Origin of the sequence: Saccharothrix sp. NPDC042600 (assembly GCF_040647305.1) — a bacterium.
GTDB lineage: Bacteria > Actinomycetota > Actinomycetes > Mycobacteriales > Pseudonocardiaceae > Actinosynnema > Actinosynnema mutabilis.
In genome coordinates, this window is record NZ_JBEZBW010000077.1 from 1 (window position 1) to 18412 (window position 18412).

The window sequence follows — 18412 nt, forward strand, 5'->3', positions numbered from 1 at the left end:
GCGGCGTCGGCGCGGGCGGCGGCGTCGGCGCGGGCGGCTGGGCGGGCGTGGCGGGCGTGGGCGAAGCGGACTGCGCTACCGGCTTCTGCTCCTTCTTCTCGTCCTCGGCCGCCAGCACGTTCACCGCGGACGCGCCGATCGCCGCCGTCACCAGCCCGGCCACGCCGTACAGCGCGGCCCGGCGCAGGTTGCTCCCGGATTCCTCCATGACCCCTCACTCCCGGTCGTCGTTGCTCACCTGCCGGAACCGTCACAGCCGCCGGTGCAACGCCGGTGCAGAACCGGTCAACCCGCCGCCACGACGGCTGCACCGCCGCTGGACACCCCGCCCCTACCGTCACGCCCCGGAGACAACGACGAGCCGAAGGAGCGACGCATGTTGTTCCGCGTACTGGGGCCCCTGGAGGTCGTCCACGCCGACGGCCGCCCCGCCGACATCCCGCCCGGCGCACCGGAACGCGTCCTGGTGGCGCTGCTGGCGCGCCCCAACACCTGGGTCGGCGTGGACAGCCTCGCCGAAGCGGTCTGGCCGGAACGCACGACGGCCCCCGCGGACGCCCTCTGGCGCCACGTGCACGACCTGTGCCGCCGCATCCCGCTCCACGACGGCACGTCGGCGCGCATCACGAGCATGCACGGCCGCCACCGCATCAACATCGCCGACGGCGAGCTGGACAGCGCGGTGTTCGAGCGGCTCGTCCACGACGGCCGCGAGGCCCTGCCCACCGACCCGGAGACGGCCGCCGACCACTTCCGTCGAGCCGCGGAACTGTGGCGCGGCAAGCCCTTCACCGCGCTGGACAGCTACCACGGCCGCGCCGAGACCGCCCGCCTCACCGGCCTGCGCTGGGCGGCCCTGGACGGGCTCGTGGACGCGATGGTGGCGCTGGAGCACACCGGCGGCTCGGTGTCCCTGCTCCAGGCCCTGACCGTCGAGGACCCCAAGCGCGAGCGCACCTGGCTGCGCCTGGTCGAGGTGCTGACCCGCGCCGGCCGCCCGGTCGAGGCGGAAGCCGCGTTCCGCAAGGCGTCCCGGGTGCTCGACGTGCCGCTGCGGAGGGTCCCGTGAGCGACGACTTCGAACCGCTGGGCACCGGCCCGACCGCGACCGTCTACAGTGGACTCTACCTGGCGCTGAAGGTCTACCCGCCGGTCGACCGCGCCGTTCTCGACGCGTTCCGCGCGGAGCAGGCGGCCCTGGCCCCGCTGCGCGACGAAGCGGCGATCCTGCTCGTGGACGACGTGGTGGACGCGGGCGACGGCAGGCCGGCGTTGCAGATGGAGCTGTGCTCGATGTCCCTGGCCGGGATGGTGGCCGCCGGCGGCCCGCTGCTGCCGGCGGACGTGCTGACGGTCGGGCACGCGGTCGCGTCGGCCGTGGCGGCGGCGCACCGGGTCGGCGTCGTGCACGGCGGCCTCAGCCCGCACAACGTGCTGTTCCACCCGTCCGGCGCGCCCGTCGTCGCGGACTTCGGCGTGGCGCTGCGGCGCGCGTTCCCCGTGGTCGCGGGCGAGTACACCGCGCCGGAGACCGCCCGGGACGGCACCCGCGACGAGCGCTCCGACCTGCACGGGCTGGGCGGCGTCCTGCACCTGGCGCTCACCGGCGCGCCGCCGGGCGCGGAGGTGGCCTGGCCGGACGCGCCGCCGGAGCTGGTCCGGCTGGTGCGGCGGCTGCTCGCCGACGACCCGGCCGACCGCCCGTCCACCGCCGACGTCGTGGTCCGGCACCTGGCCGCGCTGCGCGACCCGGCGACCGAGCCCGACGAGCCCGAAACCCCGCCGGAGCCCGGGGAACCGCCCGCACGGCGTCGGCGGGTGCGCGTCCGGACCGTGGCGGGCCTCGTCGCCGCCGCGTCCGTGCTGGTCACCGCGCCGAACCTGATCCACGACCAGCTCTCCGACCCGCCGTCGGCCGCGCCCGCCCGACCGGCCCCGACCACGAGCGGCGCCGCCGCCCCGGTCACCCTGGCCCTGGCCGACCCGACCGACGGCGGCGCGCACGTCGACCTGTCGTGGGAGGCCCCGGAGGGCTTCACCTTCGCGGTGGTCGTCGCGCCGGAGAAGCAGGCGCCGCAAGTCCTGATCGCGCACCGCAACCGGGCGATGCGGGTGCCCGTCACCGCCGGCACCCGGTACTGCTTCCTGGTCCAGGCCACCGACGGCGCGCGCGTGCTGGAGACCGGGCCGAAGGCGATCCGGGGCGCGACGTGCAAGGTGTGAAATCGAATCCTCATGATCCGGGTGTGACAGTGGTCGGCGTCGCGTTCGACGTGGACCACCGGAGGTGGGGAAGAAGTGCTGTTCCGCGTGCTGGGACCGTTGGAAGTGGGCGAGGGTGGCGCACGGGTGACCCGGAAACCGGCCGCCCTGCTCGCCGCGCTGCTGCTTGACGCGGGGCGGTGGGTGGAGTTCGACCGGCTGGTGGCGGCGGTCTGGCCGGACGGGGCCGCGCCGCGCTCGGCGCTGTCGAACATCAAGAGCTACGCGTGGCAGCTGCGCCGGTTCCTGCCCGCGACCGACGGCGGGCCGCGCCTGGAGGGCCGGCCGGGCGCGTACCGGCTGCGGGTGGAGCCGGGTGAGGTGGACGTGGACCGGTTCCGGCGGCACACGGTGACGGCGCGGCGCGCCATGGCCGGCGGGGACGTGGCGGAGGCGGTGCGGCACCTGGAGGCCGCGTCGGCGCTGTGGCGGGGCAGGCCGTTCGCCGAGCTGGCCGAGGACCTGGTCGCGCCGGTGGTGTCGGAGCTGTCGGAGCTGCGCTGGGAGGTCCGCGAGACCCTGGCCGACGCGCTGACCGCGCAGGGCAGGCTGCGCGAGGCCGTGGCGCTGCTGCGCGAGCTGACCACCGCGGAGCCGTTGCGCGAGGGTCCGTGGGCGGGGTTGGTGCTGGCGCTGGTGCGGGCGGGCCGGCGCAGCGAGGCGCTGGCCACCTACGACCAGGCGCGCCGCGTGATCGCCGACGAGCTGGGCGTGGACCCGGGACCGGAGCTGGCCGCGGCCTACCGCCGAGCGCTGACCCTGCCTTCGGCGCCCACCTCGACCGGTTCCCCGCGCTCCGACCTGCCCAGGGCGGTGCCCGATTTCGTCGGCCGCGACCACGAGGTGGGGCGGCTGAGGGCGTTGAGCCGGTCCGGCGGCGTCCCGGTGGCGGTGATCGACGGCGTGCCCGGTGTGGGCAAGACGGCGCTGGCCGTCCACACGGCCCACCTGCTGGCCGACCAGTACCCCGACGGCCGCCTGTACGTGGCCTTGACCGACCACTCGACCCCTGAAGAGACGCTGGCTCGCCTGCTCCGAGCCGCCGGCACCCGCGACATCCCGCCGTCGCTGGAGGAGCGGGCGGCCCTGTGGCGAGCCACGTTGGCCGGCCGCCGAGTGCTGCTGGTCCTGGACAACGCCACCGACGCCGACCAGGTGAGCCCGCTGCTGCCGGGAAGCGCGGGCTGCATGGTCCTGATCACCACCTACACCCACCTGCACCTGGACGCGGTAACCCCGATCACCCTGAGCCCCCTACCCGCGACGCACACGGCGACCCTGTTCAGGTCCGCGAGCGGCGACCGAGCGGCGACGACGGAACTCCTGCACGAGGTCATCCACCACACCGGCGGCCTACCGTCGGCGATCCGCATGGCCGCCAACCTGTTCCGCTCACGTCCACAGTGGACAGCACGGCACTTCGGCGCCCACTTGTCCCGAACGGTGAGCCCAGCGCCCGCTCTCCTACCGACCGCGGGCTAGCGACGGCCCCGGGTCAGGCGGGCACGGGTTGGCCGGGGGCCTGGAAGACCACCTGTGGCACCGGGCGGAGGTGTGTCGGGGGGCGGGTGGCCGGTGCGGACGGGCCGCGTAGTGCCGCCTGTGCCTGCTCGATGCGCGCCCGCCACGCCGAACCGTCGCGGAAGTCCGACGACTGGGCCGCCAACGACGACAGGACGCCGCGGACCCGGGCCGACAGAACGGGGTGGGCCGCGATGTCCGTCCACACCGGACCGCCCACCGGGCCCGACCCCGGCCGCACCGCCGCGCGGACGCGGTCGACCAGCTCCGGGTGCGACAAGGCCAGCCACTGCTCCACCGTGGCGCGCGAAGTGGACACGACAACACTCCTCACGGGCGAAGTCCCGGCGCTCGTCGCCGGGCGTGTCCTTCTCTACCTCCCCCACGACCCCCCTAAACCACGCCCGCGGGTACCAAAGTCGCGGGACCGGTAGCCGAAGGGCTCATGTGGACCGCACCGCCGGCGGCTACGGTCGGCCCGTCGCTGTGTTGAGTCCAAGGAGTTCGTTGTGTCTGTGCAGGGTGACGTGGCGCTCGCGGAGAAGGTGGTCCAGCGCGTCGGTGCCCGGCGGCCGGTGGCCGTCGCCTCCGTGTCGCCGAGCGGGACGGTCGTGGCGAGCGTCGGCGCGCCGCTCGACGCCGACTTCGAGATCGGGTCCGTCTCCAAGGGGATCACCGGCCTGCTCTACGCCGACGCCCTCGAACGCGGCGAGATCACGCCCGCCACCACCCTCGGCGACCTGCTCCCGCTGGACGGCAGCCCCGCGGCGGGCGTGCCGCTGTCCGCCCTCAGCACCCACACCTCCGGCCTGCCCAGCCTGGCCGCCGCGCCCATCGGCAAGACCCTCGCGCTGTGGTTCAAGGGCACCAACCCCTACGGCGAGACGCTCGACCAGCTCCTCGCCCAGGCCCGGACCGTGCGCCCGGGACCACCCCGCCCCCGCTACTCCAACCTGGGCTTCCAACTCCTCGGCCACGCGCTGGCCGCCGCCGCCGGCACCCCGTTCGCCACGCTCGTCCACGACCGGGTCTCCACCCCGCTCGGCCTCGACCTCTACGTCCCCGCCACCCCGGACGAGCTGCGCCCCACCGCCCTGACCGGCACCACCCGGTGGGGCCGCGCCCGCCAGGCCTGGACCGGCGAAGCCCTGGGCCCGGCCGGCGGCATCCGCGCGACGATCACCGACATGGCCCGCCTCACCGCCGCCCTGCTCGACGGCTCCGCCCCCGGCGCCGCCGCCCTGGACCCGGTCGCAGACTTCACCGGCCGCGTCGTCCGCATCGGCGCGGCGTGGATCACGCTCGAACGCCACGGCCGCGCCATCACCTGGCACAACGGCGGCACCGGCGGTTTCCGCACGTGGCTTGGCCTGGACCGCGCCGCGGGCACCGGCGTCGTCCTGCTCTCCGCCACGGCCGTCCCGGTGGACCGGCACGGCTTCGCGCTGCTGGCCGGGGAGTGACGCCTTGACGCTCACATGGCCGGTGTTGTTGCATGATCGGGCAATCACGCAGCGCCGGTAGGTGGTGGAGCGCGCTGGTCGAACCCCGGGCCACACGGGGCGATCGCCGACGGCTCCCGCCGGGATCGTCCAGTGGGCCCCTTGACCGGAAGAACCACCACCATGGACGAACACCCGCACACGCCCGACGACTACCGCGCGGACGCGTGGATCCCCGTGATCGAGGCCGCCTTCTTCGACCGCCTGCGCCGGCTGCTCGGCGCGAGCGCCACCCGGTCGTGGCCGGAGCCGGCCGACGCGCTGGTCCGCCGCCGGCTGGACGAACTGGACGCCGAACTGGCCCACCTGGTCGCCAACGAGATGGACGCCGCGAACGTGCGCTTCACCGCGTTGGCCGCCGCGGCGTTCGAGGTCCTGCGCCCGGTCTGCGGCGACGCCAAGGCCACGGCCGTCGTGGACGACTGCCTGAACAGCCCGTTGCGGCGGCAGATCATCGAGGGCACGACCGCGATGCTCGACCACGCGCCGGACCCGTTCACCGCGCTGGTCGAGGCGAGCAGGCAACGCGAACGCACCTCGTTCGGCCCGTCCTTCACCTTCGAACGCCCGGTGGACGACCACGACACGTACGTCCTGGACGTCCGGCGCTGCCTGTTCCACGAGGCCCTCAAGGCCACCGGACACCCGGCCCTGCAACCGGTCCTGTGCCGCTTCGACCTGAACTGGGCCGACGCCATCACCCCGGACCGCCACCACCTGCGCTTCGTCCGACCGGTCACCTACGCGACCGGCCCGACGTGCCGCATGGTCTTCACCCGCGAGGAGAACGTCCCGAGCTGAGCGGTCGGGGCACGCGGCCGGTCCGGACCGGCCGCGTGCCCCGGTTTCCACGGGATACTCGGTTCGTGCGCGCCGAAGTGGTCCTCGTTCGTCATGCCCGGCCCCTGCTCCCGACCCCGAACGGACCGGACGACCACCACCGGCCGCTGACCGAGGAGGGGTTCGCGCAAGCCGAGCGCCTCGTCGGGGACCTGGCCGCGATCATGCCCGCCTCGATCGCCTCCAGCCCGTACCTGCGCGCGGTGCAGACCGTCGAACCCACCGCGCGTGCGTTGGGCATGTCCATCGAGAGGCACCACGACCTGCGGGAATGGGACTCCGGGCTGGAACCGACCCCCGACTACGCCCGCCACTACGCCCACAGCTGGGCCGACCCGCACTTCGCCCGACCCGGCGGCGAGAGCCTCCACGACCTCACGGTCCGGGCCACGGCCGTCCTCGAATCGCTGGCCCGGCGACACCCGGACGGGACCGTGGTGGTCGGCAGCCACGGCACGTTCATCTCCCGAGCCCTGGTCGGCGCGGGACTGCACGGGGTGGACTGGCCGTTCAGCCGCGCGATGCCCATGCCCGCGATCTACCGCCTCCGCTTCACCGACCGCGGCGTGCGCGCCACCGGACCGGGGCTGTGAGCGCTACGGGTTCGAGATGCCCAGGGTGAAGCGGATCAGGTCGTCCTGCGTGAAGCCCAGCGCGTCGGGCACGGCGACGCTGATGTTGCCGTGACCCGGCAGCGGCACCCACAGGATCGTCATGCCGTTCTGGTGGCTCAGGTACCCCGTGCGGTCGCCGACCGGGAGCGGGTCGCCGACCTTGCCGACCTCGTTGCCGCCGCGACTGACGTGCACGGAGTTCTCCGGGCCGCGCCCGTCGCGCGGCGCGAACACCACCGACTCGTCCACCGCGCCGTCCCCGGTCAGCACGACCTCCATGCCGGCCGGCAGCCACGCGAAGTCCAGCGGCATCGGGATCGGCTGGGGTTCCGGGCGCAGCTCCTGGGCGTAGCGGACCACGTCCGCCTCGGGCAGCGTCCGCGACTCCACCACGACCCACTCGCCGGGCCGTTGCTCCCAGGTCACCTTCACCTTGCCGGTCATCCGCGTCACCGTGGCGGCCTTGCCCAGCACGGTGATGGTGGTGGTGCCGGTGACCGGGCCGTCGTCGGCGCGGTCCGGGCGGGGGCCCACGTGGACGTCCGGGCCGGACGGGACGTGCCGCTCGTCGCTGTTCGACGTCAGCTCCACTCCCCCGCCCTGGCGGCCCAGGCGGTAGGCGTGCGGGCGGCCCGGGGTGAACGGGAACTCGCCCAGCGCCGGCGGCGGGCCCGGGACCAGCTTGCCGACGGCGGCGGGAGTCGTGACCACCGGACTCGTGGTCGTCACCAGCTCGCCGGGTCCGGCGACCCGCGCCGCCGGGGTGTCGGGGCGCACCAGGTACGACGCCGACACGCCCACCGCGACCACGGCCACCGCCGTCACGCCGATCCGAGCGGCCCGGCGGCGACGACGGACCGCCGCGAGCACGGTGTCGGCCAGGTCGGGCGGTGCGGTCAGCTCGGGCGGTGCGGCCCGGAGCCGGTCGCGCAGCACGTCGGGACGGGTCATGACCAGGCCTCCTGCGGTGTGGGGGTGTGGGACGGGTCGAGGGCGCGCAGCTTCGCCAGCGCCTTGGACGCCTGGCTGCGCACGGTCCCCGGGGAGACGCCGAGGAGCGCGGCGACCTCGGCCTCCGGGCGGTCCTCGTAGTAGCGCAGCACGACGACCGCGCGTTGCCGGGCGGGCAGGCGGCGCAGGGCGTCGAGCACCTCGTGCCGGTCGGCGACCTGCTCGGCGTGGTCGCCGGCGACGGCCCGCTCGGGCGGCACGGCCATCGGCGACTCGGCCCGCCGCGCCCGCTGCCGCCACCACCGCGCCTGCTGGTTGACCATCGCCCGCCGCACGTAGGCGTCCGGCTGGTCCCGCCGCCGGATGCGCGACCAGTGCCGGGCGGTCCCCATCAGCGCGGCCTGGAGCAGGTCCTGCGCGCCGTGGACGTCGCCGGCGAGCAGGTAGGCCGTGCGCAGCAAGGCGGGTGACCGGGCGGTCACGAACTCGCGGAACTCCCGCTCGTCCTCTGGACTCATCTGTCCTCCTCGTTCACCCCTTCAGATACCGACGGGCCCGCTGACGCTGCCTCGCTGACCGCAATTCATCGGAAACCGTTCACCCGAGGCGGTGCAATCGCTGCGCGGAAGTGGGACAAGTCACTCGCTGTGGCCGGGAGGCGACTAGGGAGGAGTGGGTGAACACCGAAACGGCGGACGTGGACGAGCTCGGCGCGGGTTCCGCTTCGTGGAACCACCTGGCCAAATGGCGGTTCCTGCTCGTGATGCACCGGACCCTGGTGCTGCAGACCGCGCACCCGGCGGTCGGCGCGGCGGTCGGCGCGTTCTCGGTGTACCAGGCCAAGCCGTGGCGGCGGCTGTTCCACACCCTCGACAGCCTCCAGCTCTACGTCTACGGCACGCAGGCCGAACGGCGGCGCGAGATCGCCCGCCTGGAACGGCTGCACCGGCGGATGCGGGGCACCGACGACCGCGGCCGGCCCTACACCGCGGCCGACCCGGCGGCCCGGACGTGGGTGCACCTGACCCTGTTCGAGGCGGTCCTGCACATGCACCGCCTGGGCGGCGACCCGCTGCCCCGGGCCGAGGCCGAGCGCCTGTACGCGGAGTGGTGCCGGCTGGGCACCCGGTTCGGCCTGTCCGAGGCCGACGTCCCCGCCACCGTGGACGACTTCACGGCTTACTTCGACCGCACCGTCGCCACCGTGCTGGAGGACAACCCGGCCGTGCGCGACCTGTTGTCCGGCAGCATCCACCGCGTGCCCCCACCGCCCGGACTGCCGATCCCGGCGCTGCTGTGGGCCCCGGTCCGCCGCGCCGTGACCACCGCCGCCGTGGAGACGACCATCGCGACCCTGCCACCCGAACTCCGCCGCACCCTGGGCCTGACCCCGCTGCCCGGCTCGGCGTTGGCGACCATGAGCCTGCACCGCACCGTCCGCCTGGTCACGGACCTGCTGCCCAAACCGTGGCGCTACCTGCCCCACGCGTCGGCGGCGATCCGCGCCACCCTGGGCGGCCCCCGCTCGCACACCCCGATGGACCCGACCCTGCTGTTCACCACGGTGTTGGACCAGACCGGCGAGGGCGAGATCCGCTGGAACGACCTGCTGGCGATGGCCCGCGAGCTGTCGATCCACCTGGACGTGGACGAAGCCGCGGAGAACGACCTGCACGACGCGTTCGAGGCGTGGTGGACCGAGCTGCGCGAGGCCGCGGGCGGGGCGGAGGTGGTCACGTTCCCCCGGTACCAGGCCGCCATCGCCGAGGGCCGCTACCCGGGCGACGCGGCGGGCGTGGACCGGGTCGTGACGGCGATCTGCGCGTTGATCGACCGCAACGACAACGGCGAGGTGCCGGAGGCGGAGTACGTCGCGCTGTTCGCCGACAGCCCGAAGCGCCACGAGATCATCGCCGACCTGCGCACCCTGGACCGCAACGGCGACGGCGTCCTCCACACCACCGAACTGGCCACCGCGCTCCGCGACTTCCTGACCGGTTCCCGCGACTTCCCGGCCGCCCGTGAGCTTCTCTCGCGGATCTGACGGTGCGGTGTGGGATCGAGAGGGGGCATGAGCGGAAGCGCGGAAGCGAAGAGCTGAAAGCGGCGCTCGCCGCGCGGCAGACCCCAGGGGTGGAAGGGCGTCGGTTCGTTCCCCGTATGGCGAACGAACCGAGGCCCTTCCTGTGCTTGGCAGCCGTTCCTGGTGGTTACGTCGGTGCGATGGCGTAGCCGGTGGGGCGGGTGGTGAAGGTGCCTCTGCCTTGGGTTCGGCTGCGCAGGCGCGTCGCGTAGCCGAACAGCTCGGCCAGCGGCACGCTCGCCGTCACCACCGTCGTCCCCGCCCGCGTGGTGGACCCGAGGATTCGGCCGCGTCGGGCCGACAGGTCGCCCAGCACGCCGCCCACGGCGCCCTCCGGAACGGTCACCGTCACCTCGGCGACCGGTTCCAGCAGCGCCATCGTGCTCGCCCGCAGCGCCTCCCGCACCGCGAGCCTGCCCGCCGTGCGGAACGCCATCTCCGAGGAGTCCTTCACGTGCGTGGAACCGTCGGTCAACGTGACGCGCACGCCGGTCACCGGGTGCCCGCCCAGCGGGCCGTCGGCCAGCGCGTCACGGCAGCCCGCTTCCACCGCGCGCACGTACTCCGCCGGCACCCGGCCGCCGGTGACCGTGGACCGGAACTCGAAGTCCTCGCCCGGTTCCACGTCCAGCACCACGTGGGCGAACTGGCCCGCACCTCCTTCCTGCTTCACGTGCCGGTACACGAACCCCGAAACGCCGCGCACGACCGTCTCCCGGTACGCCACCTTCGGCCGACCCACGGCCAGGTCGAGCCGGTGGTCCCGGCGCACCTTCTCCACCGCGACCTCCAGGTGCAGCTCGCCCATGCCGGACAGGACGGTCTGACCCGTCTCCGGATCGGTCCGCACCACCAGCGCCGGGTCCTCCTCCACCAGTTGCGCCAACGCCGCCATCAGCTTCTCGGTCTGCGCCGACGTCCGCGGTTCGACCGCGACGGTGACGACCGGGGTCGCCACCACCGGGGGTTCCAGGACCAGCGGGGCCGTGGGTGCGCTGAGCGTCGTCCCGGCGCGGGCCGACTTCAGGCCCACCACCGCGACGATGTCACCCGCCGCCGCGGTCGCGACCGGCTCGTGCCGATCGGCCTGGACCCGCAGGACGCGGGCCACCCGTTCGACGCGCCCGGTGCCGGCGTCGAGCACCGGGTCTCCCTTGTGGAGGGTCCCCGAGTACACGCGCAGGTAGGTCAACCGGCCCGTCGAGGTCGAGTTCACCTTGAACACCAGCGCCGCGAACGGCCCGGCCGGGTCGGCGGTCCGCTCCGCGCCGTCCACGCCGCGCACCGGCGGCATGTCCGACGGGGACGGCAGGTACGCCGTGACCGCGTCCAGCAGCGGTTCGACACCGCGGTTGCGGTAGGCCGAGCCGCACAGGACCACGACGACCTCGCCGGTGCGGGTCAGGTCGCGCAGCGCCGACGCCAGCGTGCCCGCGGACACCGTCGAGTCCGCCACGAACTCCTCCAGCGCGGCCGGGTGCAGCTCGGCGACCGCCTCCTCCAGCAGTCGCCGCCGCCGCTGCGCCTCCTCCCGCAACGCGTCGGGCACCGGGCCGACCGACAGGCCGTCGGTCCACACCAGGGCCCGCATGCGCAGCAGGTCGACCACACCGGTGAACGCGTCCTCCGCCCCGATCGGCAGCTGGACCACCAGCGGCACCGGGTGCAGGCGCTCCCGGATCGACGCGACCGCCGCGTCGAGGTCCGCCCCGGCCCGGTCCATCTTGTTGACGAACGCGATCCGCGGCACCCCGTGCCGGTCGGCCTGCCGCCACACCGACTCGCTCTGCGGCTCGACCCCGGCGACCCCGTCGAACACCGCGACCGCGCCGTCGAGCACCCGCAGGGACCGCTCGACCTCGTCGGCGAAGTCGACGTGCCCGGGGGTGTCGATCAGGTTGATCCGGTGGCCGTCCCACGCGCAGGTCACGGCCGCGGCGAAGATCGTGATGCCGCGGTCGCGCTCCTGCGGGTCGAAGTCGGTGACGGTGGTGCCGTCGTGGACCTCGCCGCGCCTGTGGGTGGTGCCGGTGGCGTACAGGACGCGTTCGGTGAGGGTGGTCTTGCCGGCGTCCACGTGGGCGAGGATGCCCAGGTTGCGGACGGCGGACAGCGGGAACGTGCTCAGGTCGGTGCGCACGGCACAGCGCCTTTCGAGGTGGTTCGCGAACGGGGTCCGCGCGATGGCGGGACGACCCGCCGACCTCGGTCAGGCGGTCGTCACGAACTCCGGAGCCGGGCGCGCAGCCGGCACCGGGCGCCCGGAGACACCAGGATCACCTCGTGGCGCGACGAGGGGACGACGACAGCGGTGCGGTAGCGCACGGCCGGCCTCCCCTCGTCGCGGTGGCGCGCTGAAGATCAGCACGCGAAGTCGAGCGGAAGTGTAGGCACACCCGCACGCCTCCGCGAGCGGTTTTCACGTCGTCGTGCGCAGCGAGTCGACGGCCGCGGCGATGCCCTGCTTGTCGTAGCTCGACGTGGGCAGGGTGGCGGCGTGGGCGTGGCGGACGACGCCCTGCGCGTCGACCAGGACGGTGCCGGACTGCTGCATCGAGCCGAACACCTTGCGGCTCAGGCCGACCAGGGCGTGCGGTGTGCCCGCGGCGGTGACCACCGGGTACGGGACGCCGCGCTTGGCCCGCCACGCCGCCGCGGTCCCGCGGTCCTCCGGGACGGCGATCAGGACGCGGACCCCGGCCGCCGCGAAGCGGTCCCCGCTCTCGACCAGGTCGCGGACGTGGCGGTTGCACAGGGGGCACGTGGTCGAGCGCATGAAGTACACCAGCACGGCGTGGCCGTCGGGGACGCGGACGGTGCGGCCGGCGGTGTCTTCCAGCACCATCTCGGGAGCGGCGGATCCTGGTGTGAGCACGGTGGAGTTCCTTCCGAACGGTTGTGACCCACACAAGAGGGCGCGACGGCGCGAAAGGGTTCGCAGGGCGTGGTTAGCGGTCGGCTAACGCCCGGTGCGCAGCCTTGTCCCGTGGCCACTCGAAGGGCCATCGGACAAGGGAGGCTCTGTCATGAACATGCGCACTCGGCTGGTCGCGGTCGCGGCCGTCATGGCGGGTGGGGTGCTCGCCACGGGTGGTGTGGCGGCCGCGCAGGAACCGCCGCCGCCGTGGGCCCAGCCCTGCTACGGGTTGGCCCCGACGATCTACGCCGTGCCCGGCGTGCCCACGGTCGGGACCAACCTCCCGGACGTGATCCTGGGGACGCCCTTCCCGGACCAGATCGCCGGTCTGGCGGGCAACGACGTCATCTGCGCGCTCGCGGGCAACGACACGGTCTACTCAGGACCGGGCGACGACCTGGTGTTCGCGCAGGAAGGCAACGACTTCGTGGACGCCGGCATCGGCAACGACACCGTCTACGGCGGCTACGGCGACGACGACGTCATCGCGGGCGACGGCGAGGACAGCGTCTTCGGCGGCCCCGGCGACGACCGGATGGCCGGCGGCGACGGGGTGGACACGCTCGACGGCGGCCCGCACGTCCTGGGCGACACCGCCAACGGCGGCGCGCCGCTGGTCGGCGACAGCTGCCCGAACGACGAGTTCATCTCCAACTGCTGACCACCGCCCCGCGCTGCTCCCGGCCGCCGGTCGGGGGCAGCGCCTGGCGCAACAACAACGCGGTCGCCCCGTCCGCGGGCTCGCCCAGCTGGGCGAGTGCGGCGACGACGGTGGCGCGGGCGGCCGTGACGCGGGCCGGGTCGCGGCCCTTGAGCGCGGCGGCGAGCAGGAGCCGGTGGGCGCGCGGCGCGAACGGGTCGCGGGCCAGGACGCGGTCGGCCAGGTAGCCGGCCCGGGACGGTTCACCCGACACCAGGCACAGCTCGCCCAGGTCGAGCAGGTTGCGCCCGTGCAGCGCGCGCAGGCGGTCGGCCTCCAGGCCCGGCTCGGCGTCGGGCAGGTCGGCGAGGTCGGGCAACGGCTCGCCGCGCCACAGCTCGACCGCCTCGGCCAGCAACTGCTTCGCCCGGTCCAGGTCGCCCTCGGCGCGGGCCGCGCGCACGTCGGCGCTGAGCGCGTCCAGCCGCCACAGGTCCACCTCCAGCCACCGCGACCGGACCAGGCGGATCGTGTCGCCCGTGGTGCGCAGGTGGAAGCTCGCGTCGCCGCGGGCCCGGTCGGGGTCGAGCAGGCGGCGCAGGTGGGTCAGGGTGACCCGCAGGTTGCGCGCGGCGTCGGCGGGGTCGAGGTCGGGCCACAGCAGCCCGCACGCCTGCTCGCGGGTGACCGCCGGGCGGACCACCAGCGCGCCGAGCAGTTGCCGGACCCGGACGCGCCGCAGCTCCGGCGGGTCCACCGGCGCGCCGTCCCGGGTCACGCGCATGGCGCCGAGCACGTCCACGCGGGTCCGGGTGGCCGGTGGCGGGGGCACGGCGGCGAGCAGCCGCACCGCTCCCCCGCGCGGCGTGGCCGACCGCAGCCACCGGTGCACGACCGGCCCGAGGACGTCCGCGAGCCACCCGCCCAACCCGAGGTCGCCGACGGCGGCCAGGCGGGCCGCCAACTCGACCGACCACGGCAGCGGCAGGAAGCACAACGCGTGTTCGAACGGCAGCCGGGTGGCCGGGCCGATGTCGCCGGACCTGGCCAGCACCAGCGCGCGGGCCGCCGCACGGGCCTTGGCGTGCGAGGGTCCCAGCTCGGTCCGGTCCCACACCGCGCGCAACCCGTCGCTGAGCACGTACCCCAGGGCCAGGAACCGCCGCAGGTGCCGTTCGTGGAACCGGTCCGCCACCGGCCACCGCGCGAGGTGCTCGGCGAACGTCCGGCGCGCCACCTCCTCGTCCCCGCCGCCGACCGCGACGGCGGCCCGCGCGGCGCAGGCCAGCACGGCGTCGCGCGGGTTGTCGTGACCCGCCGGGTCGCCGCACGGCAGCGGGCACCAGTCCCCCGCGTCGCCGCAGCACGCGGCGATGACGGCCTGGAAGGCGGCGGAGACGAAGGAGTCGCGGGCGGTGCCGTCCAGCGGCGCGCCGCGCAGGAGCGCGAGGTCGGCCGGGTCGCCGTCGAACCAGCGCGCGACGGGCCCGTTGAGGCGCAGGTGCTGCTCGTCGGCGTCGGCCAGGGCGCTGTCGGCCAGGTCGGCGGCCTCGCCGGCGCGCCCGCACATGTTGAGGCAGTGGTAGTGGAACCGGACGGTCGCGAGCGCGACCGGGCGCGGCACGTCGACCACGGGCGCGCGTTCGATCTCGGCCAGCGCGGCCTCCGGGTCGCCGCCGACCTCCGCGACCGTCGCGGCCACGCTGTGCCGCAGCACCAACGCGATCGCGGTCGGCGCGCCACGCAGTTCCCCGGCTCGTCGCGCGAGTTCGGCCAGCCGGGGCAGGTCGGCGCGCGAGTGGGCGGTGATCACGGCCTGGCCCAGGACGGCGGTGTGCTTGAGGCGCTGCCAGGCCCGGTCGAGCAGCGGGTCGATGCGGGGGTCGGCGAAGTCGCCCGCGTGCAGGACCGCCGCCCGCAGCAGCAGGAACGCCGGCTCGTCGCGGACATCGTCCGGGACCCGTTCCAGCCAGCGGCGCGCGGTGACGTCGGGCAGCGCCGACAGGGTCGTGTTGACCAGCACCACCGCCAGTTCGGCGAGCAGCTCCCAGTCCCCGCCGCGCCGCGCCAGCGCGCCCGCTCGGGCGAGATCTCCCCGTGCGGTCAACACCTCGGCGGCTCGTCGGTGCAGCGGCCGGGTTTCCGCGGCCAGCGCCTCCGCCCACAGTTCGTGCGCGCGGTAGCGGCCGTCCTCCAGCACGCCGACCAGCGGGACCCGGCGTGCCAGGTCCGCGAGCGCCACCGGTTCGCCGGTCACCGCCGCGACTTCGTCGTCGGTCGCGGTGTGCAGGGCGGCCAACGCCACGAGCGCGGCGCGCTGGTCCTCCGGCAGCCGCGCGATGATCTCCTCCCGCGCGTACCGCCACGGTGCCGCCGGTCCGGCCGCGAACGCCAACCGCACCAGCGCGGGCCACCCGCGCACGGCCCCCGCCGGCGCCGGGTCCCGCCCGAGTCCGCGCGCCAACGCCCGCACCTCGGTCTCGGTGAACGACAACTCCTCCGCCCCGACCCGCAGCACCTCCCCGGCGGCCTCCCGCCGAGCCAACGGCAACTCCGGCAACTCCCGCCCGCACAACACCAGGTGCGCGGTGGCGGGCAGGTTCCGCACCAGCTCGGCCAGCAACCCGGCCCCCGGCGACCCCGACGGGATCTCGTGCACGTCGTCCAACACCAGGCAGACATCCAGCGGAGCCATCCGCACCACGGCGTCCACCACACCCCGCGCCCCACGCGCGGCCCCAACCCCTTGCAGCGCTTGCAGCAACGCCCCCGCCAACGCCTCGGCACTCTCGTGGACCGGCGCGCACTCCACCCACACGTCCACCCCGCGCGGCTCCAGCAAGTGCGCCCGCACCGCCTGCGCCACCACGGTCGTCTTCCCGAACCCGGCCCCCGCCACCACCACCGTCACCGGCCGCTCCCACCGACCGGCAAGCCGATCGACCAACCGCAACCGAGGCAACTCGACGTCCAGGGACCGCGGAACGATCGTCGGCTCCCACACGTGTCCACAGATCCACGTGGACTCCGAAAAATACGCCTACCACCGCACCGGCTGCACCGAAGATCAACGCGACGCCGGGCCACGGCGCACGACCGTCATGACGGCACCACGTCCTGCCCAAATCCCGGGTCGCGATATCGACGGGACACGGCAGTGTTGAGCGCCCGGAGCACCAAGGCCGGGCGCTTGCCGTGCTCAATGGGATACCCGACATAGCGATCGGGAGTGGGGTTGTGGTCGCTCAGTCGCGCGAACGTCGCGTCGATCTGGTTCACGGCGACCGTATCACGCACGATACCGGCGACCGGATGACGCAGTTCCTCGACGATGGAGAGGATGGACGGGCCGTTGTCGATCTCGACATGCAGCTCGTTGTTCCCGAGCCCCGACCACGCGTCGAGCGCGAAGGCGCCGGAAAGAAGGCCCCAACGGCGCAACAGAGCACTCCCCATAGCCACTGGCCCGCAACGGCGTCGCTGGAGCACCATCCCGAGACGTTCACCTGCGCTCAACTGCGGTGAACGGTCCAAGCGCGGGTCGATGAGGGGGCCGTGCTCCGCGTTCCTGATCTCCTCCCAGATGCCGTCCCACTTGGCTCCGCTGACACCTTTGACCGTCACCAGGGCGTCAGTCGGTGCACCGAGTTGATCGAGAAGCCGGATCTGCAGCTGCTCTCTGTTCACCACCACCCGAAGGCCGGGAACACCGTAGGAGGCGTCGCTGGAGTCAACCGGCGACAGGAGCGCTTGGAGGAACCAGGGAACGACCCGGTCCTCCAGTTGGACGACCAGACCGGACTTGCGCGGACTTACCGCGCGGATGACCTGGTGGTGCCAGGGAAGGCCAGCGGATCTGGGCGGGTAGCAGTCGCGGATCGCCAGCAGTATCGACGTTTCGAGGATGCGCTGGTCTACCGAGTGGGCGTCGGGCACGACACCTGCCCTCAGCTGCTCCACGTCGGCGTCCTGGGGCAGGGAAGTGAGGCAGCGTCGAGCGGTTTCGGGATCCTCTCCGGTGTACCGACACCGCAAGGCGATCCACTCGTCCAGGTGCGATGAAGTGGTCCCGGGCGAGCACCGGACCTGCCCGCCGTGGTCAGCCTCCCACGCGTGCCAGACGGCGAGCATCCCGCCGGCACCGCGGCTCATGCCACGGGCTGTGCGGAGGTCCAGTTTGCGCAGCACCAGCTCGCTGCTGCGGATCGTCCGGGGACCGAGCTGGTGGACCGGGGCGTCGAGGTCGCGGATCTCCGCGTGACCGGAGCCGTCCCAGACGGCGGCGGTGTACCGGTCCGTCGCGATCTGGGTCGCAGGATGGCACAGCGTCGCCAGCACGTCCCTCGGAGACGGCGAGTCCCGCCACTCCACCATCAGCGAGTCGATCCCCCTACCGGAGATGCTGATGGACCACACGTCACCAAAAACCTTGATGCGGCGCAGAAGACCGCTGGCCAGATGTGTCGGCAAGTACAGACGCGGACCCAGGCGACACCTCTCGACTTCGCCCGGCGACAGCGTTTCAGGGTGCCTCGCACTCAGCCGAAGCGCGTCAGGACGTTCGTGCCGGATGTAAGTCTGCGCCGCCCGCCACACGTGCGCAGGCACACTCGTAACCAGCACTCGTGCCCGACAAACGCTGTCGAGCAGGACTATTTCCACCGCGCCCGGCTCCCGCCACCGCACGCGCACACCGGCGGTTCCGGAAAGCTCTTCCGACGGGCCGTTGTCGATCGGGAGCAGCTCACCCAACATCGGCCCGAGGATGTGCGGGACAAGGCGGAGGTGGAGCGAGTCGGGCATGGGTCGCACCGCCTTGACCACCTGGTCCAAGCCGTAACTCCACGCGGTTTTGTGAAATCGCAGGTGCTGCGTGCCCCGCTCGATCGCTTGGAGCACGGCCGCCTCAAGGTCCCACTGCGCCCTGTGCAGGGCCGCCGGGAGCACGCGCTGTCGCAAGTGGGCCGGCACAACGGGTTCTGCGGGTGCCCCGTCGAGAGGGAGACGGGTAGTTCGGAAAGCGCGCGCGAGGGTTTCGCGGTCGAGTTGAGACAGGTCCTGCTCGAACTCGCGCATCCAGCG

15 protein-coding genes and 1 pseudogene are annotated in these 18412 nt (G+C 73.9%); 8 read left to right on the plus strand and 8 right to left on the minus strand.

Going from position 1 to position 18412, the window contains the following annotated elements; genetic code table 11:
• Positions 1-208, minus strand: a pseudogene (locus AB0A74_RS31865) (hypothetical protein); the annotation flags it as partial.
• Between the two features lie 168 nt (positions 209-376).
• On the opposite strand from AB0A74_RS31865, the gene AB0A74_RS31870 reads away from it, so the two are divergent.
• The 3 genes from AB0A74_RS31870 to AB0A74_RS31880 all read left to right on the plus strand — a co-directional run bounded on the left by AB0A74_RS31870 (position 377) and on the right by AB0A74_RS31880 (position 3744).
• Positions 377-1069, plus strand: a complete 693-nt coding sequence (locus AB0A74_RS31870) for a BTAD domain-containing putative transcriptional regulator (protein ID WP_358255293.1) — start codon at positions 377-379, stop codon at positions 1067-1069.
• Positions 1066-2223: a serine/threonine protein kinase gene (locus tag AB0A74_RS31875; RefSeq protein WP_358255295.1), complete on the plus strand. Its 1158-nt coding sequence runs from the start codon at positions 1066-1068 to the stop codon at positions 2221-2223. Before AB0A74_RS31870 ends, AB0A74_RS31875 begins: the two co-directional genes overlap by 4 nt.
• Before the next feature lie 75 nt (positions 2224-2298).
• Positions 2299-3744: a BTAD domain-containing putative transcriptional regulator gene (locus AB0A74_RS31880; RefSeq protein WP_358255297.1), complete on the plus strand. Its 1446-nt coding sequence runs from the start codon at positions 2299-2301 to the stop codon at positions 3742-3744.
• A 13-nt stretch (positions 3745-3757) separates the two neighbouring features.
• Here the strand turns inward: AB0A74_RS31880 and AB0A74_RS31885 are convergent, their stop codons facing one another.
• Positions 3758-4102: a hypothetical protein gene (locus tag AB0A74_RS31885; RefSeq protein ID WP_358255299.1), complete on the minus strand. Its 345-nt coding sequence runs from the start codon at positions 4100-4102 to the stop codon at positions 3758-3760.
• A gap of 190 nt (positions 4103-4292) precedes the next feature.
• Between AB0A74_RS31885 and AB0A74_RS31890 the strand changes: the two genes are divergently transcribed.
• From AB0A74_RS31890 to AB0A74_RS31900, 3 genes are all read left to right on the plus strand, one after another.
• The gene (locus AB0A74_RS31890; RefSeq protein ID WP_358255301.1) at positions 4293-5246 is read left to right on the plus strand and encodes a serine hydrolase domain-containing protein; all 954 of its coding nucleotides are present in this window, start codon (positions 4293-4295) and stop codon (positions 5244-5246) included.
• A gap of 141 nt (positions 5247-5387) precedes the next feature.
• Positions 5388-6086, plus strand: a complete 699-nt coding sequence (locus tag AB0A74_RS31895; RefSeq protein ID WP_358255303.1) for an L-2-amino-thiazoline-4-carboxylic acid hydrolase — start codon at positions 5388-5390, stop codon at positions 6084-6086.
• 65 nt (positions 6087-6151) lie between these two features.
• Positions 6152-6718, plus strand: coding sequence for a histidine phosphatase family protein (locus tag AB0A74_RS31900; RefSeq protein ID WP_358255305.1), 567 nt, complete (start codon positions 6152-6154; stop codon positions 6716-6718).
• A 3-nt stretch (positions 6719-6721) separates the two neighbouring features.
• Here AB0A74_RS31900 and AB0A74_RS31905 read toward each other — a convergent pair whose 3' ends face one another.
• Positions 6722-7690: a hypothetical protein gene (locus AB0A74_RS31905; protein WP_358255307.1), complete on the minus strand. Its 969-nt coding sequence runs from the start codon at positions 7688-7690 to the stop codon at positions 6722-6724.
• On the minus strand, positions 7687-8208 hold the full coding sequence (locus AB0A74_RS31910) for a SigE family RNA polymerase sigma factor (protein ID WP_358255308.1): 522 nt from the start codon (positions 8206-8208) through the stop codon (positions 7687-7689). The genes AB0A74_RS31905 and AB0A74_RS31910 overlap by 4 nt, the downstream gene beginning before the upstream one ends.
• Before the next feature lie 158 nt (positions 8209-8366).
• On the opposite strand from AB0A74_RS31910, the gene AB0A74_RS31915 reads away from it, so the two are divergent.
• Positions 8367-9734, plus strand: coding sequence for an oxygenase MpaB family protein (locus AB0A74_RS31915; protein WP_358255310.1), 1368 nt, complete (start codon positions 8367-8369; stop codon positions 9732-9734).
• Between the two features lie 166 nt (positions 9735-9900).
• Here AB0A74_RS31915 and fusA read toward each other — a convergent pair whose 3' ends face one another.
• Together fusA and AB0A74_RS31925 are read right to left on the minus strand one after the other, a co-directional pair.
• A complete protein-coding gene (fusA, locus tag AB0A74_RS31920; RefSeq protein WP_358255312.1) occupies positions 9901-11913 on the minus strand; it encodes an elongation factor G in 2013 nt (670 codons plus the stop codon).
• A gap of 279 nt (positions 11914-12192) precedes the next feature.
• Positions 12193-12648 (minus strand): redoxin domain-containing protein, encoded by a 456-nt coding sequence (locus AB0A74_RS31925; protein ID WP_358255314.1) that lies wholly within the window; start codon positions 12646-12648, stop codon positions 12193-12195.
• 151 nt (positions 12649-12799) lie between these two features.
• On the opposite strand from AB0A74_RS31925, the gene AB0A74_RS31930 reads away from it, so the two are divergent.
• Entirely contained in the window at positions 12800-13351 is a 552-nt protein-coding gene (locus AB0A74_RS31930) for a calcium-binding protein (protein WP_358255315.1), read from the plus strand.
• On the opposite strand, the gene AB0A74_RS31935 is transcribed toward AB0A74_RS31930, so the two are convergent.
• Positions 13335-16241, minus strand: coding sequence for a BTAD domain-containing putative transcriptional regulator (locus AB0A74_RS31935; protein ID WP_358255317.1), 2907 nt, complete (start codon positions 16239-16241; stop codon positions 13335-13337). The genes AB0A74_RS31930 and AB0A74_RS31935 overlap by 17 nt on opposite strands.
• 188 nt (positions 16242-16429) lie before the next feature.
• Entirely contained in the window at positions 16430-18406 is a 1977-nt protein-coding gene (locus AB0A74_RS31940) for a hypothetical protein (protein ID WP_358255318.1), read from the minus strand.
• Positions 18407-18412 lie beyond the last annotated feature (6 nt).

Excerpts from the sequence above, each read along its gene's own strand:
- AB0A74_RS31870 (WP_358255293.1), top strand. The coding sequence starts at position 377 with ATGTTGTTCCGCGTACTGGGGCCCCTGGAGGTCGTCCACGCCGACGGC.
- AB0A74_RS31905 (WP_358255307.1), bottom strand. The coding sequence starts at position 7,690 with ATGACCCGTCCCGACGTGCTGCGCGACCGGCTCCGGGCCGCACCGCCC.
- AB0A74_RS31910 (WP_358255308.1), bottom strand. The coding sequence starts at position 8,208 with ATGAGTCCAGAGGACGAGCGGGAGTTCCGCGAGTTCGTGACCGCCCGG.
- AB0A74_RS31930 (WP_358255315.1), top strand. The coding sequence starts at position 12,800 with ATGAACATGCGCACTCGGCTGGTCGCGGTCGCGGCCGTCATGGCGGGT.
- AB0A74_RS31940 (WP_358255318.1), bottom strand. The coding sequence starts at position 18,406 with ATGCGCGAGTTCGAGCAGGACCTGTCTCAACTCGACCGCGAAACCCTC.